The sequence below is a fragment of the Adlercreutzia sp. St.1H8 genome (genome assembly GCF_059728655.1).
Window position 1 is genome coordinate 1,955,133 of the sequence record NZ_AP039376.1, and the last position, 16,619, is coordinate 1,971,751.

The 16,619-nt window shown below is 71.1% G+C and carries 10 protein-coding genes; 3 read left to right on the top strand and 7 right to left on the bottom strand.

All coding sequences use genetic code 11. The annotated features are described in order from the left end of the window. Window positions 1–66 precede the first annotated feature (66 nt). Window positions 67–2,772: an excinuclease ABC subunit UvrA gene (locus tag AC6I0Y_RS07685; protein ID WP_497730703.1), complete on the top strand. Its 2,706-nt coding sequence runs from the start codon at window positions 67–69 to the stop codon at window positions 2,770–2,772. A 224-nt stretch (window positions 2,773–2,996) separates the two neighbouring features. Continuing rightward, window positions 2,997–6,329, top strand: coding sequence for an SNF2-related protein (locus tag AC6I0Y_RS07690; RefSeq protein WP_497730706.1), 3,333 nt, complete (start codon window positions 2,997–2,999; stop codon window positions 6,327–6,329). A 414-nt stretch (window positions 6,330–6,743) separates the two neighbouring features. On the opposite strand, the gene AC6I0Y_RS07695 is transcribed toward AC6I0Y_RS07690, so the two are convergent. Both AC6I0Y_RS07695 and AC6I0Y_RS07700 read right to left on the bottom strand, forming a co-directional pair. Then, window positions 6,744–7,187: a 2-thiouracil desulfurase family protein gene (locus AC6I0Y_RS07695; protein ID WP_160709321.1), complete on the bottom strand. Its 444-nt coding sequence runs from the start codon at window positions 7,185–7,187 to the stop codon at window positions 6,744–6,746. Then, window positions 7,184–7,636, bottom strand: coding sequence for a MarR family winged helix-turn-helix transcriptional regulator (locus tag AC6I0Y_RS07700; protein ID WP_160709319.1), 453 nt, complete (start codon window positions 7,634–7,636; stop codon window positions 7,184–7,186). The genes AC6I0Y_RS07695 and AC6I0Y_RS07700 overlap by 4 nt, the downstream gene beginning before the upstream one ends. Before the next feature lie 279 nt (window positions 7,637–7,915). On the opposite strand from AC6I0Y_RS07700, the gene AC6I0Y_RS07705 reads away from it, so the two are divergent. After that, window positions 7,916–9,304: a sodium-dependent transporter gene (locus AC6I0Y_RS07705; RefSeq protein ID WP_497730710.1), complete on the top strand. Its 1,389-nt coding sequence runs from the start codon at window positions 7,916–7,918 to the stop codon at window positions 9,302–9,304. Between the two features lie 516 nt (window positions 9,305–9,820). On the opposite strand, the gene AC6I0Y_RS07710 is transcribed toward AC6I0Y_RS07705, so the two are convergent. The 5 genes from AC6I0Y_RS07710 to AC6I0Y_RS07730 form a co-directional block, all read right to left on the bottom strand. Beyond that, window positions 9,821–12,058, bottom strand: a complete 2,238-nt coding sequence (locus tag AC6I0Y_RS07710) for a ribonuclease R family protein (RefSeq protein WP_497730713.1) — start codon at window positions 12,056–12,058, stop codon at window positions 9,821–9,823. A 473-nt stretch (window positions 12,059–12,531) separates the two neighbouring features. Beyond that, window positions 12,532–13,827 (bottom strand): S41 family peptidase, encoded by a 1,296-nt coding sequence (locus AC6I0Y_RS07715; RefSeq protein WP_160709313.1) that lies wholly within the window; start codon window positions 13,825–13,827, stop codon window positions 12,532–12,534. Between the two features lie 15 nt (window positions 13,828–13,842). Continuing rightward, on the bottom strand, window positions 13,843–14,754 hold the full coding sequence (gene ftsX, locus AC6I0Y_RS07720; RefSeq protein ID WP_160709311.1) for a permease-like cell division protein FtsX: 912 nt from the start codon (window positions 14,752–14,754) through the stop codon (window positions 13,843–13,845). Beyond that, window positions 14,747–15,589 (bottom strand): cell division ATP-binding protein FtsE, encoded by an 843-nt coding sequence (ftsE, locus tag AC6I0Y_RS07725; RefSeq protein WP_370520296.1) that lies wholly within the window; start codon window positions 15,587–15,589, stop codon window positions 14,747–14,749. Before ftsE ends, ftsX begins: the two co-directional genes overlap by 8 nt. Window positions 15,590–15,647: 58 nt before the next feature. Next, window positions 15,648–16,613, bottom strand: a complete 966-nt coding sequence (locus tag AC6I0Y_RS07730) for a transketolase family protein (protein WP_160709309.1) — start codon at window positions 16,611–16,613, stop codon at window positions 15,648–15,650. Window positions 16,614–16,619 lie beyond the last annotated feature (6 nt).

The following is a 16,619-nucleotide window of genomic DNA, read 5'->3' on the forward strand; positions in this document are numbered from 1 at the left end:
GGCGCGGTAGAATGGTCTGTCGCCTCGCGCCATCCCGGCGCCGGGCGCCCCACGATTGGAGACCCCATGTCCGACCCGACCTCCCCCACGCCCCCCGCCCCCGACGCCATCCAGGTCCGCGGCGCGCACGTGCACAACCTGCGCGACCTCGACGTCGACGTTCCCCTGCGCCAGCTCGTCGGCATCGCCGGCGTCTCCGGCTCCGGCAAGAGCTCGCTCGCCCTCGGCGTCCTCTACGCGGAGGGCTCCCGCCGCTACCTGGAGGCCCTCTCCGCCTACACGCGCCGCCGCATCGCGCAGCCCGGCCGCGCCGGGGCCTGCGAGGTGCGCCACGTGCCGGCCGCCCTCGCCCTGCGCCAGCGACCCGGCGTCCCCGGGGTGCACTCCACGTTCGGCACGTCCACCGAGCTTCTCAACCACCTGCGCCTCCTGTTCTCGCGCGTCGGCGCCCACCGCTGCCCGAACGGACACCTCAACCCGCCCTCGCTCAACGTGGCCGCCGAGCGCCCCCTCACGTGCGCCACCTGCGGCGTCGAGTTCTACGGCCCCTCCGCTGAGGACCTCGCCTTCAACGGCGCCGGAGCCTGCCCCACCTGCGGCGGCACCGGCGTGGTGCGGACCATCGACGAGTCCACCCTCGTCCCCGATCCCTCCCTCACCCTCGACGAGGGGGCCGTGGCCCCCTGGCGCCAGCTCATGTGGTCGCTCATGAGCCAGGTGGCCGGCGAGATGGGCGTGCGCACCGACGTCCCCTACCGCGACCTCACCGACGAGGAGAAGGAGATCGTCCTGCACGGCCCGATGGAGAAGCGCCACATCCTCTACGTCCCCAAGGGCAAGGACCGCGCCACCGAGCTCGACTTCACCTACTACAGCGCGGTGAACACGGTAAGAAACGCGCTTTCGAAGGCCAAGGACGAGAAGGGGATGGCCCGCGTGGCGAAGTTCCTCACCGAGGACACGTGCCCCGAATGCGGCGGCACCCGGCTCTCGGCGCGGGCGCGGGGCAGCCTCATCGACGGGCAAAGCCTCGCCGAGGCGACGGCCCTCACGCTCGACGGCCTGCGCGCCTGGCTGCCCACGGTGGGCCCCGGGCTTCCGGCGGAGCTGCGCCCGATGGCCGAGGCCATCATCGCGGAGACGGCCGAGCCCCTCGAGCGCCTCGGCCAGCTGGGGCTCGGCTATCTCTCCCTCGACCGCGCGAGCGCGACGCTCTCCAACGGCGAGCGTCAGCGCGTGGCCCTCACGCGCGCCGTGCGCAGCCGCACCACCGGCGTGCTCTACGTGCTCGACGAGCCCTCCATCGGGCTGCACCCGGCCAACGTGGAGGGCCTGCTCGGCGTGATGGACGACCTCATCGCCGACGGCAACTCGGTGGTGATGGTCGATCACGACACCGCCGTGCTGCGCCACGCCGACCACCTCATCGAGATAGGCCCCGGCTCGGGCGCCGACGGCGGGCGCGTCATCGCAAGCGGAACGGTGGCCCAGGTGGAAACCGACCCCGCCAGCCGCATCGGCCCGTTCCTCGCCGGCACGGCGAAGGTGCGCGTGCGCACGCCCGTCGCGCCGGAGCACGTCTTCGACGAGGGCGCCATCGGCCTGGAGACCAGCGCCCTCCACACCGTGAGGCCCCTCGAGGCGCGCATCCCGAGAAAGCGCCTGACCGCGGTCACCGGCGTGTCGGGGTCGGGCAAGACCACGCTCGTGCTCGAGAGCCTGGTGGCGGGCCTTCAGGCACGCATCGCCGGACGGACGCTGCCCGCGCACATCGTGGACGTGGACGCGCCTGGCATCACGCGCGCGAACCTCGTGGACGCAACGCCCATCGGCGTGAACGTGCGCTCCACCGTGGCCACCTACTCCGGCGTGCTCGACGACCTGCGGCGCGCCTTCGCCCAGCTGCCCGAGGCGCGCGAGCGCGGCCTCAAGGCGGGCGACTTCTCCTACAACACGGGAAGCCTGCGCTGCCCCACCTGCGACGGCACCGGCCAGATCTCGCTCGACGTGCAGTTCCTCCCCGATGTGGACATCCCCTGCCCCGACTGCCGCGGCGCGCGCTACGGCGCGGACGCCTACGCCCTCCAGATGACGGTGGGCGGCAGCGCCGCGCCCGACTCCCCCGGCAGCCGCGCGCCGTGGGGCGCCGAGGCCACCCGGGACGCCGCCGAACCGCAGCGCGCCCGCGACGACGATTCCGCGGCCGGCGCTGCCAGCCACGCTGACGACCTCGCCTCCGTGCGCACCCTCGCGCTGCCCGAGCTGCTCGCGCTCACGGTGGACCAGGCCCTCGAGGCGCTTAGCGGGCTCAAGAAGGCCCACGCCAAGCTCCAGACCCTCCACGACCTGGGGCTGGGCTACCTCACCCTCGGCGAGGCGACGCCCGCGCTCTCGGGCGGCGAGGCCCAGCGCCTCAAGCTGGCGAGCGAGATGCGACGCAGCCAGGCCGACGCGCTCTTCGTGTTCGACGAGCCCACCATCGGCCTGCACCCGCTCGACGTAGCCACCCTCGTCGCCGTGCTCCAGCGCCTCGTCGAGCACGGTGCCACCGTGGTGGTGATCGAGCACGACCTGGACATGATCGCCAACGCCGACTACGTCATCGACCTGGGGCCAGGCGGCGGCGCCGACGGCGGCCGCATCGTGGCCGCAGGCACCCCGGCCCAGGTGGCGGCCGATCCCGCCAGCGTCACCGGCCGCTACCTGCGCGCGGCGCTGGCGGGCCAGCAGGTGGAAGATGGCGACGCCGAGCACCAGGAGCATCGAGGCTGAGCGCCCGCAGCGCCGAGCCCGAGCAGGCTCCCCGCGCCCGGGGCCGGAGCGAAGGGAGCGCCCCCCCGCAGCGAGGAATCACGTGGTGCCCCACCACATGATTCCGCAGCAAGGAGGCGACCGAAGCCCCGCCCCGGGCGCGGGGAGCCGGACGACCGGAGCCCGAGGCCCCGGGCCGCGAAGGCCAGAACAGGCCAGGACAGACCGAGAGGAGCCGAGAAGGCATGATCACCGAGGACGAGATAGCGCGGCACTGCTCGGCGCGCACGCTTCAGCGGGCGCGGGCCATCGCCGCGCGCGACCAGGACATCCTCACGCGCCAGTGCCGCTACGCGGGCGGCGAGGTGACGCTGTCGGCCTTCGTGGCCTCGAGCGCCGGCTGGTCTGACCGCTACCGCACCTCGGCGACGCTCGACGAGGCTGCCGGCGCGGTGATCGACTACTCCTGCACCTGCCCCGCCTTCCGCGGCGCGGACGGCATGTGCAAGCACGCCGCCGCGCTCGCGCTCGCCTACCTCGCGCGCCCCGACGGCTTCCTCGGCTGGCGCCCCGATGCCGCGCCCCAGACGAGCCCCGCCCTCGCCGCCTACCTCGACCGCGCCCGCCGCGCTTCCCACGAGGCGCTGCGCGACGCCGTGGACGTAGAGCTCATCTTGGGCTACGCCTACGAGAGCTGGACGGCGCGCTTCCGCGTCGTGGGCCCGCGCGGCGGCTACGCGCTGCGCTCGCTGGCGGAGTTCGCGACGGCGCTGCGCACGGGCGAGACGGTGGCCTACGGGCAGAAGCTCGCCTTCGCCCACGCGCCGGAGGCCTTCACCGCCCACGGCCGGGCGCTCGCCGGCTTCATCGCGCGGGCGGTGGCAGCGCGTAACCGCCTGGTCGCCCGGCGCGCCGGGCGCGAGGGCGGCACCGACCGCGAGCTCTTCCTCACCGAGGCCGAGGTGGTGGAGCTCATCGACCTGGAGGGCGGGCGCACCTTCACGCTCGAGGGCGGCGACGGCGTGCTCCGGCGCACCAACCAGGTGAGCGCCATCGACGAGGATCCCGCCCTCACGCTGCGCCTCTGCGCGCTCGATCCGGGCGGCTACACCATCATGCGCGACGAGCCGCTCGTGTTCGCGGCCGCCGGCGAGCGCCTCTACGTCGTCCAGGACGACCTGCTCTACCGCTGCACGCCTGCCTTCGCACGGTGCGCCGACTTCCTGCGCGCCGTCTACCAGTCCAGCGACGAGCGCCTCTTCGTGGCCACGGCCGACCTGCCGCTGTTCTGCGCGGAGGTGCTGCCGCTGCTCGAGGAGCACCTGGACGTGCGTGCCCCGGCCGACATCGACCGCTACCGCCCCGTGCCCTGCACGCTCGAGTTCCGCCTCGACCGCGAGGGCCGCGCGGTCACCGTGCTCGCCCACGCCGTCTACGGCGAGGCGCGCCTGCCCCTGGCCGTGCCGCCCCACGCGCTCGCCACCGAGGTGGAGGCCGCCCACGGCGCGCCCGTCACCGTCGGCATCGCGGCCCCCGGCGCGCCCACCAGCCCGAATGCTCACGCCGGCGCCTGGCCCGGCCCGACCCCGCTGCGCGACGAGGCCGCCGAGCGGCGCGCGTGCGACGTGCTCTCCGCCTACTTCCGCCCCGACGCCACCCTCCCCCTCGCCGACGGCGACGGCGTGGAGCGCCTGCTCTTCGGCGGGCTTTCGCGCCTCCAGACCCTCGGCGAGGTGTTCACCACGCCCGCCTTCGACCGCCTCATCGCCGATGGGAAGCCGCGGGTAGACGTGGGGCTCTCGCTTCACGGCAGCCTCATAGACCTGGACGTGTCCTCTGCCGACCTGCCGCCCGAGGAGCTCGCGGCGCTCTTCGAGAGCTACCGCCAGCGCCGGCGCTACCACCGCCTGCGCGACGGCGCGTTCCTGAGCCTTGAGGGCTACGACCTCTCCGAGCTCGAGCGGCTCGCCGACGACCTGGGGCTCTCTGCGGCCGACCTGGCCTCCGGACACGTGGAGCTGCCCGCCTGGCGCGCCTTCTACCTGGACGAGACCCTGTCCGACGCGCGGCGCGACGAGGGCTTCCACCGCTACGTCGAGCGCCTGCGCGCGGTCGACGTGACCGCCTACGCACCGCCCGCCGACCTGCGGGCCACCCTGCGCCCCTACCAGCGCGAAGGCTTCGGGTGGCTCTCGGCCCTGGCCGACCTGGGGCTTGGCGGCATCCTCGCCGACGAGATGGGCCTCGGCAAGTCGGTGCAGCTCATCGCCCTGCTCCTCGCGCGGGCCGAGGAGCTGCGCGCCGGGGGCGGCACGCTCATCGTGTGCCCGGCCTCGCTCGTCTACCACTGGACGGCCGAGCTGCGCCGCTTCGCCCCCTCCCTCACGGCCGCAGCCGTCGCCGGCCCCAAGCGCGATCGCGACCGCGTGCGCGCCCACGGCGCCGACGTGCTGGTGACCTCGTACGACCTCCTGCGCCGCGATGCCGAGGCCTGGGAGGAGCGCGACCTGGGCTGCGTGGTGCTCGACGAGGCCCAGTACATCAAGAATCAGGCCACCCTCACCGCCCGCGCCGCCAAGCGCCTGACCGCGCCGCTGCGCCTGGCGCTCACCGGCACGCCGGTGGAGAACCGCCTCTCGGAGCTCTGGAGCATCTTCGACTTCCTCATGCCGGGGCTGCTCGGGTCCTACGCGAGCTTCTCCCAGCGCTTCGAGGCCCCCATCCTCGGCCGCGAGGAGGAGCCCGACGAGGCCGAGGCCGCCGACGCCGCAGCCCGCCTGGCCGCACTCGTGGGGCCCTTCGTGCTGCGCCGCCTCAAGGCCGACGTGCTGCCCGACCTCCCTCCCAAGCTCGAGAGCGTGGTGGCCGTCCCGCTCCGCGGCGAGCAGGCCAAGCTCTACGCCGCCCACGAGCAGCGCCTGCGCGCCGACATCGCCGCGCCCAAGCCCAAGGATGGCCGCCGCTTCGACGAGCGCAAGGTGGAGGTGCTCGCCGAACTCACGCGGCTGCGGCAGCTCTGCTGCGATCCGGCGCTCGTCTACGAGAACTTCCGCGGGCGCGCCGCCAAGATGGACGCCCTCATGGACCTCGTGGGCGAGGCGCGCGACGGCGGGCAAAAGGCGCTCGTGTTCTCCCAGTTCACCACGTATCTGGCGCGTATCGCCGAGCGGCTCGACCGCGAGGGCGTGCCCTACTACGTCATCACGGGCGCCACGCCCAAGCGGCAGCGCGTCGAGCTGGTGGACGCCTTCAACGCCGACGACACGCCCGTGTTCCTCGTGTCGCTGCGCGCCGGCGGCACGGGGCTCAACCTGACGGGCGCCTCGGTGGTCATCCACGCCGATCCGTGGTGGAACGCCGCCGCCGAGGCCCAGGCCACCGACCGCGCCCACCGCATCGGCCAGACCGAGGCCGTGAGCGTCTACCGCGTCATCGCCGAGGGAACCATCGAGGAGCGCATCCTGCGCCTCCAGGAGCGCAAGGCCGACCTGGCCGCCGCGGTCATCGGCGCGAGCGACGGCGTGTCGCTGGCCACGCTCACCCAAGACGACCTGATCGACCTGCTCACCGGCGACTAGCGCGCCGGCCGCCCGCCCCGCCTGACGGCGCCCGGCGCCGGGATCCATCAACGCACGAGGCGAGCCGCGCCCCAGAGCCCGTCAGCGCGCCGCGCTCCCGCCAGAACCCACGCGAGCCGCGCGCCAAGGCTCATGTGGCGCCCCACGCACCGTGCTACTGCCACGTTTTCGCGCGAAAATGGCACTGATTGGCAGTTTGGTACGGTTCGCAGCAGCACCCGCAGACCCTGAGTCGACGTTTGCCCAGGTTGGCCCTAGCCGTATGGCGCCAGAGATCGCGTAAACGGGGGCTCATGGCCCCTCAGACCGTACCAAACTGCCAATCAGTGCCGCCTGAGGCCCAAAATGTGGCAGTCGCCCCGCCGAGGTGCCGCCAAGCCCCAGCCCGCGACCACGCACGACCCCGAGCGGCGGTCACCATCCCAGGGACGCGAAGTCGGCGTCCTCGTCGACCACGGGCAGCCCCGCCTCACGGAAGAGGGCAGCCGCCACGCCCCAGCCGGGAACGAGCGCGCCCGCGAACGTGCCGTCGTAGACGGCCCCCGACCCGCACGAGGGAGACCGCGCCTTGAGCACCGCGCCCGCGCAGCCGGCGGCCAGCGCCTCCTCCAGGCTGCGGCGGGCGCCGGCGCAGAAGGCCGCCGTCACGTCGGATCCCGCCGCGTCGGCCACGCGCACCGGATCACGCTCGACGATCTCCGCGGGCGGACGCGGCACGGGCAGGCCGCCGGCCCGTTCCGGGCACACCGGCACGAGCTCGTGGCGCGCGGCCAGCGCGGCCACGCGCGCGCAGGGCTTCGCCGCGCCGTCGTAGCGGCACGCATCACCCAGAAGGCACGCGCTCACAGCCAGGATCACGCGCGCTCCTCGAAGAACGCGCGCACCTTCATGAGGGAGTCCGCCAGCACGCGCTCCTCCTCGTCAGAGAGGGTGCCCAGGGCCTCGTCGACCATCTGACGGTGGAACAGGCGGTGCGCGCGGTACACCTGGCGCCCCTTGCGCGAGAGCGACACGAGCACGCGGCGGCGATCCGCCGTGTCGCGCTCGCGGATGAGGTAGCCCTTGTCAACCAGGCGGTTCACGCAGATGGTGAGGGTGGCCAGCGTCACCCCCAGACGCGACGCCACCACGTTCATGGGATTGGCCTCACGATAGCCCACGGCATCGATGGTGTGGATCTCGGTGATGGTGAGGCCCTCGGTGAAGCGATTGTCGAGCGACTTCTCCTCGATGCGCAGGATCGAGTTGAACACCGAGGTCAGAAGATCGTCGATCTCCTCACGGCGTTCCTTGGCGCCATCGGCCATGAAGCGCTCCTTCCGTCTTCCAGGGCGTGCCCGACGCGTCCCCGCCAGGGCGGCCGGCTTCTCAATGAGCATCAGGGTAAGGGTATGCTAACGCGTATCATGGTAGCGCATTTCCGCAGGGGCGCGGGGAAGAGCCTGATAACGATCCAGTTGCGCGACGCCGGGGGAAAGGCGGCCTGCATCAGGTACAATGTCCCAGCTCGTCGGGCACGCCCGGCGGCAATCGCACCCACCATCCGCCGCAGCCGCCCCGGACGACGCGGCCCGAAAGGACACCCCATGCAGCGAGAGCAGTTCGGATCCCGCCTCGGCTTCATCCTCATCAGCGCCGGCTGCGCCATCGGCCTGGGCAACGTCTGGCGCTTCCCCTACATCTGCGGCGAGTACGGCGGCGCGGCCTTCGTGCTCATGTACCTGGTGTTTCTCGTTATCCTCGGCCTGCCCATCATGGCCATGGAGTTCGCGGTGGGACGCGGCTCGCAGAAGTCCATCGCGCGCTCGTTCGACGTGCTCGAGCCGAAGGGGTCGGGCTGGCACCGCTTCAAGTGGGTGGGCATCGCCGGCAACTACCTGCTCATGATGTTTTACACCACCGTGGCCGGCTGGATGCTCGCCTACGTGCCCAAGATGGCCTCCGGCACCTTCTCCGAGGCCAGCACCGCCCAGACCGCAGCGGCCTTCGACAGCATGCTCGCCAACCCGGCCGAGCTCGTGACCTGGATGGTGGTGGCCGTGGCCATCGCCATCGGCGTGTGCTCGCTCGGCCTGCAGAAGGGCGTCGAGCGCATCACCAAGGTGATGATGGTGTGCCTGCTCGCCATCATCGGCGTGCTCATCGTGCGCGCGGTCACCCTGCCTGGCGCCGGCGAGGGCGTGCTGTTCTACCTGGCGCCCGACTTCTCCAAGATCTTCTCCGACGTGAAGACGTTCTGCGACGCGGCCTACGCCGCCATGGGCCAGGCGTTCTTCACGCTGTCCATCGGCATGGGCTCGATGGCCATCTTCGGCAGCTACATCGGCAAGGACCGATCGCTCATGGGCGAGGCGGCCACCATCGGCGCCCTCGACACGGGCGTGGCGCTGGCCACCGGCCTCATCATCTTCCCCGCCTGCTTCGCCTTCGGCGTGGCGCCCGACTCCGGCCCCGGGCTCGTGTTCATCACGCTGCCGTCCGTGTTCGAGCAGATGTGGCTCGGAAATGTGTGGGGCACGCTGTTCTTCATCTTCATGAGCTTTGCGGCGCTCTCCACCGTCATCGCGGTGTTCGAGTGCATCCTCTCGTTCGCCATGGACCAGTGGGGCTGGTCGCGCAAGAAGGCGGTTATCTTCAACCTCATCGCCATCCCGCTGCTGTCGCTGCCCTGCGCACTCGGCTTCAACGTGCTCTCGGGCCTCGAGCTGCCGGGCGTCGGCAACATCCAGTCCATCGAGGACTTCCTCGTGTCCAACAACATCCTGCCGCTCGGCTCGCTCGTGTTCGTGGCGTTCTGCGTGAGCAAGCGCGGCTGGGGCTGGGATAACTTCCTCGCCGAGGCCAACAGCGGCGAGGGCCTGCGCTTCCCCACGTGGATCCGCCCCTGGATGCGCTTCGGCGTGCCCACGCTCGTCATCGTGATTCTCGCGCTCGGGTGGCTGCCCATCATCCAGACCTGGATCGGGTTGGCCTAGCGCCGTCCGCGCGGACGCTCGGCGCTCGGCGCTCGGTACGCGGAGCGAACGGGACGAACGGGGCGAATTGACGCGGAACGCCGCCGAAACTGCACGGTTTTTTCGACTTTGTGACGCCCGACGTACCGCAACGGGCGCTCTGGCAGACGTTTCCCCAGGTCGCGCTTGGCGATCGGAGAAAACGCGCCCTCCCAAGGCCCGAGAACGCCCCCACTCTGTCGCAAAGTCGTCAAAACCGTGCAGTTTCGGCGCCTCCGCCGCAAGAGGATGCCCTCGACCGGTCCTCCGCCCACGCTGGCGCGCCCAGCCCGCCGCGCCCCCCGGCCAGGCAGCCCGCCGCGCCAGCGCCGCAGGCCAGGCGGCCCGATCTCCCGCCACGCGATCCCTCGTGCCAGCGCCGCAGGCCAGGCAGCCCGCCCCCCGCCACGCGAGCCCTCGTACCAGCGCCCGCCCCCCGGCCCGCCAGCCCGATCTCCCTCGCGCCAGCCCCAGCCCGTCCGTCGCCCGCCCAAACGCCTACCAGCGCAGATCGCGCCCCTCGGCGGGCTTGAGCTCGATCTTGCGCGTAGCTGCCTCGGCGCGCACGAGCGTGACGGGAAGGCGCTGGCCCAGGCGGAGGACGCGTCCGCTCTCCTCGCCGGTGAGCGTATAGCGCTGCGCGTCGAAGGCGAAGTACTCGCGCCCGAGGGCGCGCAGGGGAATGAACCCCTCGGCGGTGCACTCAAGCCGCGCGTAGAGCCCGTAGCTCGCCACGCCCGACACGATGGAGGGAAAGCTCTCCCCCACGTGCCCGGCCAGGTACTCCGTCATCTTGAGCTCCTGCGACTCACGGGCCGCCTCATCGGCCACGCGCTCCATGTCCGAGGAGTGCTCGGCTATCCAGGGCAGCGCGGCCACCTCCTGGTCGAACTTCTGCGGCCGCTTGGTGAGCGCCGCGCGCAGCATCCGATGCACCACGAGATCAGGATAGCGGCGGATAGGGCTCGTGAAGTGCGCGTACGCGGCCAGCCCCAACCCGTAGTGGCCGTCGTTGGCCGGCCGGTAGAGCGCGCGGCGCATCGAGCGCAGAAGCAGCATGGACACCAGCTCGCCCTCGGGCCGTCCCTCGCTTGCCGCCAGCACGTCCTGGAGCACCTGCGGATCACCCGTCACGAGGCGCGCCGCCATCTCCTCCCCAAACCAGGGGAACTCCTGGAGCACGGGCACAAGGCCGCCGAGCGCATCGGGCGCAGGCCGCTCGTGCACGCGGTAGAGGCAGGGGAACCCGCGCGTCTCCAAGAACGTGGCCACCGCCTCGTTGGCCAGGATCATCGCCTGCTCCACGAGCTCGGTGGCAGCCGTCTTGGCACGCAGGCGGATGCCGATAGGCGCGCCATCCGCGTCCAGCTGGACCTTGGCCTCGACGGTGTCGAAGTCAAGCGCGCCGGCCCGCGTGCGAATGCCCTGCCGCAGGCGCGCGAGCCGCGCTGCCGCGACGACGCGGGATGCGATGGGATCGGCGGCATCGGCAGCCGGCAGGCCCTCGCCAGAGCGAGGCCGGCCGTCAGGCACGGCGTCCGCAGACGCCGCGGCGCAGGCCGCACCTGCCGCCTCGGCATCCGACGCAGGCGACGACGCGGCTCCCGACGCCGCCGCGGCAGACGCCTCCTGCCGCCAGGCTCCCCCCTCGCCAGGCGCCTCGCCCGCCGCCTCGATCATCTCTTGCGCCTCGTCGTAGGTGAGACGCGCGTCCGAGCGGATGAGCGCCGGATACGCCTCGAACCGCACCAGGTCGCCCGCGTCATCCAGGTACAGGTCCACCGTCATCGAGCGCCGCGCCTCGCCGGGCTTGAGCGAGCACAGCTCGTTGGAGAGCTCCTCGGGCAGCATGGGGATCACGCGGTCCACCAGGTACACGCTCGTCGCACGCCGGCGCGCGTCAAGGTCGAGCGACGAGTTCCACTCCACGTAGTGCGACACGTCGGCGATGTGCACCCCCAGCCGCCAGAGCCCGCAAGCCTCCCCCGCCGCGCCGGCGTCTGGCTTCCCCCCAGGCCTCGGGCGAGACGTCCCGTCCGCCGGCACCCAGTCGAGCGACAGCGCGTCATCGAAGTCGCGCGCATCGGCCGGGTCGATGGTGAAGGTCACGCGGTCGCGCAGGTCGCGGTAGCCCGCGGCCAGGGCGCCTTCCTCGTCGAGGACGGCGGTGCGGGCCTCGGCCAGCGCCGCCTCGGAGAACTCCGTCTCCAGCTTGTGGCGTGCCACGATGACGTCCACACCCAGGGCTGCCGCCTCAGCCGTGCCGATGACCTCCTCCACCACGCCCGTGGCGGCGGTGTGGCGCGTGGGGAACTGCGTCACGCGCACGCGCACGAGGGCGCCGTCGGGCACCTCGGGGTGGTCGGCGCGCAGGGTGAAGATGTCGTAGGAGATGCGCGTGTCCTCGGGCACCACCACGCCGAAGGGCTCGGCCACCTCGTAGCGGCCGATCACCATGTCGTGGGCGCGGTCGAGCACGCGCACCACGCGTGCCGCCGGCTTGTCCTGGTCGCGACGTCCCCCGCCTCGGCCGGACGCCCCGCCCCGCTCGCCGCGGCGGCTGATGGGCGCCAGCTCCACCAGGTCGCCGTCGAAGGCCCCGCCCATGGCGGAGGCGGGCACGAAGAACTCCCCCTCGGCGGTGGAGACGAACCCGAAGCCGCCGGCCCGGGCCACGAGCACCCCACGCGGGTTCGACCGCGGGGCGCGGCGCACATGCTTGCGATGTCGGGCCATGGAGGGGCTCCTTTCACGGAGGCGGACGATGGGGCGGCGCTGGACGGCGGGCGGCAGCCAGCAGGCGGATGGGCAACGGATACGACAGCGACAGGCAACGCGCGGGACGGCCGCACCCCGCGGCGGACTCCGCTGGCACAAAGGCAGTCGCGCCTGCGACACCCCTCGCGCAGCAGGCCCGCATCCGCGACGGCCCCGCGCGTCAGGCGCTGCAAACGGGGCAGAATCGACGTCTTGACGACACTTGGCGGCGCCCAGCGCGCCCAATCGCAGCCCGGCGAAAAAACGCGATCTGGGGTTTTACGACGCCGAGCACGCAAAGGCCGCACGAGAGCCCGAAAAAACGTCGTCAAGCCGTCGATTCTGCCCAGTTCGAACCGACGCGTCAATTCGAGCAGACGCCTCCGTTCGGACCGACGCGCCAACTCAGGCCGACGCCCACCGGAGGCGGCCAGGCCGTCGCCTCGGGGCGCCTATCCCCGCGCCACGAGCGAGTGCGCGGTATCGATGGCCACCAGGCGCTGGGTGTCGGCATCCTCCGTGGCGTCTACCATGATGTTGGGCACCACGCCCGCGCCGTTGATCTCGTGCCCGAGGGGCGAGAGGTAGTAGGCCGCCGTGTAGCGCACCGCACCGCCGAAGGTCAGCTCGCGCACCACCTGCACCGACCCCTTCCCGAGCGTAGTCTGCCCCACCACCTCGGCACGCTGGTTGTCCTGAAGGGCCGCGGCGAGCACCTCGGAGGCGGCGGACGTGTAGCCGTTCACGAGCACCACGAGCGGGGCGTCAGTCACCGTCACGCCGCTCGCCGTCTTGGAGGACACGCCGTCCACCGTGCGGATCTCCACGATCACGCCGCTCTTGATGAACAGGCTCGCGATGTCCACGGCCTGGGTGAGGTAGCCGCCGGGGTTGTCGCGGATATCGAGCACGAACGCAGTGGCGCCCTGGTTGGTCAGGTCGGCCACGGCGCTCTTCACCAGGTCTGACGAGTTCTGCGTGATCTGGCGCAGGCGGATGTAGCCCACCTCGTTCACCAGCTCGGTGGTGACGTTGACCTCCTCGTAGCGGCGGCACAGAAGCGTGGTAGTGAACTCAGAGCCGGTCTCGGCATCGAGGCTGATGGGCCGCATCCAGGTGACGATGACGTTCGCGCCCTCGTCCCGCGCGAGCGAGTTGACCACCTCGGTCAGCGACCAGACGCGGCTCGAGTCGCCGTCGATGGCCTCCACGAAGTCACCCTGGCGCACGCCCTTGGCCTCAGCCTCGGAGCCCTCGAACACGTCGGCGACGTAGGCACGGCCGTTGTACTCGGAAAACAGCACGCCGATGCCCGCATAGGTGCGGCCCGTCGTCTCCTTGATGTAGCCGTTGTAGCGGTCCGGGTTGAAGTAGGCGGCATAGGGGTCGCCGGTCGCCTTGAGCAGGTCGTCGAGCATGGAGTAGGTGGCCTTCTCCAAATCCACCGCGTCCAGGCTGCTGCCAGACAGCAGGTCCTCCACCTCCTCCACCCGGGCGGAGATGGAGTCATAGGTGGACTTGACGTTCTTAGATGACGAGGTGGCCGCCGCCTCATCAGGCGATACGGGGAACCCGAGGGATTGCACGAAGGCCGTCTGGCTGCGCACCGCGAATCCCGCCGCGAAGGCCACGACCACCACGAGGAAGAACGCAAGGAGGCGCATGGTCCTGCGACCACGCGCCCGCTCCTGCTTCGTCAGGGCCGCGGCCTTGCGCTCGCGGCCCTTGTGCTTGCCGTCCTTGGCCATAGGTGCCCTCCGGAGCTACACCTTCAGGTAGCGGCGCATGGCGAACGCCGATCCAATGAGGCCGATGACCAGGCCCGCCGCCACGAGCGACAGGTAGATCATCGCGTAGGTGCCGCCGTCCACCTCAAGCGAGAGGAACGGCAGCGCCGCCTGGACGCGCGGGATGGCGGCCGAGCGCAGCGCCTGGAGCACCCCCACGGCCAGCAGCGATCCGATGAGCGCGTGCAGCGCGCCCTCCATGAGGAAGGGGCCGCGGATGAAGCCGTTGGACGCGCCCACCAGGCGCATGATGGCAATCTCCTTGCGACGCGCCAGGATGGCCAGGCGGATGGTGTTGTTGATGAACACGAGCGCGATGAAGATGAGCAGCGCGATGAGCGCGATGCCGATGTAGCGCACGTAGTTGGTCACCGCGAACAGGCGCTCGACGGACTGCTGGCCGTACTTCACGGCCTCTGCCGGGTCATCGGGGTTGTCGGTGATCGTGGGGTAGATGGAGGTGGCGAGCACCTGACCGGCCACCGATTCCACCAGCTGCGGGTCCGACAGCTCGATGTCGATGGAGGCCGGCAGCGGGTTCTGCCCGTCAAGCTGGTCGATGATGTCAGGGTTGTTCGAGGTGTTGCGGAAGTTCTCGAGCGCCTGGTCTTTGGTGGTGAAGTCGACCGAGGCCACGCCCTCCATGCCGCGGATCTCCCCCATGAGCGCGTCGATCTGCGCCTGGTCGGCGTCATCGGCCACGTACGCGGTGATGGACACCTCGTTCTCGATGGAGGACACCAGGTGGTTGATGACGGTGCCGCCCACCAAGAACACGCCGATGATCAGCAGCGAGAGGAAGATGGTGACGATGGAGCCCAACGTGGTGGACAGGTTGCGGGTGAAGCCCTGGATGGACTCCTTGAGGAAGTAGAAGAAGCTAGACATCGAAGCCGTACACCCCCCGGTCCTGGTCGCGGGTCAGGTGCCCGCGGTCGAGCGCGATGACGCGCCGGCGCATGTTGTCCACCATCTCGCGGTCGTGGGTGGCGATGAGCACCGTGGTACCGGTGCGGTTGATGCGCTCGAGCAGGTCCATGATGCCGCGGGACGTCTGCGGGTCAAGGTTGCCCGTGGGCTCGTCGCAGATGAGCAGCGGCGGGCGGTTCACGATGGCGCGCGCGATGGACACGCGCTGCTGCTGGCCGCCGGAGAGCTGGTCGGGATAGCTGTTGAGCTTCTCCGACAGGCCCACCAGGCGCAGCACCTCGGGCACCTGGGTCTTGATGACATGACGGCTCTTCCCGATAACTTCCAGGGCGAAGGCCACGTTCTCGAACACCGTCTTGTTCGGCAGGAGCTTGAAGTCCTGGAACACGCAGCCGATGTTGCGGCGCAGGTAGGGCACGCGCCAGTTGCGCATGGTGGTGAGGTCCTCGTCCGCCACGTAGATCTTGCCCTCGGAGGGCTTGATCTCACGGGTGAGCAGGCGGATGAAGGTGGACTTGCCGCTTCCGGAATGGCCCACGAGGAAGAGGAACTCGCCCGCGTAGATCTGCAGCGACACGTCGTTGAGCGCGGGCTTGTTGGGCTGGGCCGGGTAGACCTTGGTCACATGGTCGAAGGTGATGACCGGCGTGCCCAGGGGCGCGGAGGTCTCGTCAACCTCGAGCACGGGCAGCGATTGCGACAGCTGCGACGCCATCTGGGCGCGGCGGGAGTGAGCCCCCGAGCCGGCATGGCGAGCACGCGGCGAGCGCCCTTGGCTCGTATCATTGGTCACAGTTTGCTCCGTTCAAATTGTCGTTCATTACTGAGACCGTCCAATTCTAGCAGACGGCTTAAACGGCCAAGACCCTCTTCACAGCTTCAACAACGGCGGCGGAGTCAAGCTCGAAGTAGCGCAGCAGCTCCTCGAACTCGCCCGACTTGCCGAAGCGGTCGCGCACGCCCACGAAGGCCACGGGGGCCGGGTGCCGCGCAACCAGAAGCTCGGCCACCGCCGACCCCAGCCCGCCGATGACGCTGTGCTCCTCGGCCACCACCACGCGCCCCGTCTTGGCCACCGAGGCCAGGATGGTGTCGGCGTCGAGCGGCTTCACGCAGAAGGCGTCGATCACCTCGGCCGAGATGCCCGCGCCCGCGAGCTCCTCGGCTGCGAGCAGGGCCTCGCGTATCTCCACGCCGTTGGCGACGATGGTGACGTCGGTGCCCTCGCGCAGGACGTAGGCGCGGCCCATCTCCAGCTCCACGTCGTCCGCGTAGACGCAGGGCACCGACGCGCGGCCCATGCGCACGTAGACCGGGCCGGGCGTGGCCGCCGCCAGGCGGATGGCCGCGCGGGCCGCCGCGTAGTCGGCCGGCACGAGCACGCGCATGCCGGGAAGCCCCCGCATGAGCGACACGTCCTCGAGCATCTGGTGCGAGCCGCCGTCGGGCCCCACCGACACGCCGGCGTGGGTGGGGGCGATCTTCACGTCGAGCCCCGAGTAGCACACCGTGTTGCGGATCTGGTCGTAGGCGCGGCCCGTGCCGAACACGGCGAAGGAGCCGGTGAAGGCCACGTGCCCGGTGAGCGCGAGGCCCGCGGCCACGTCGATCATGTTCTGCTCGGCGATGCCGCAGTTGAACAGACGCTCGGCGAAGCCAGCGTCGGCGAGCTTCTTGGTGGTGGTGGAGCCGGTGAGGTCGGCGTCGACGGCCACCACGGGCAGGCCCTCGGCGGCGAGCTCGGCCAGGGTGACGCCGAGCGCCGCGCGGGTGGCCTTCTTCTGGGCCGCCTGCTCAGGAGTTGCGAGCTTTACCATGTCGTG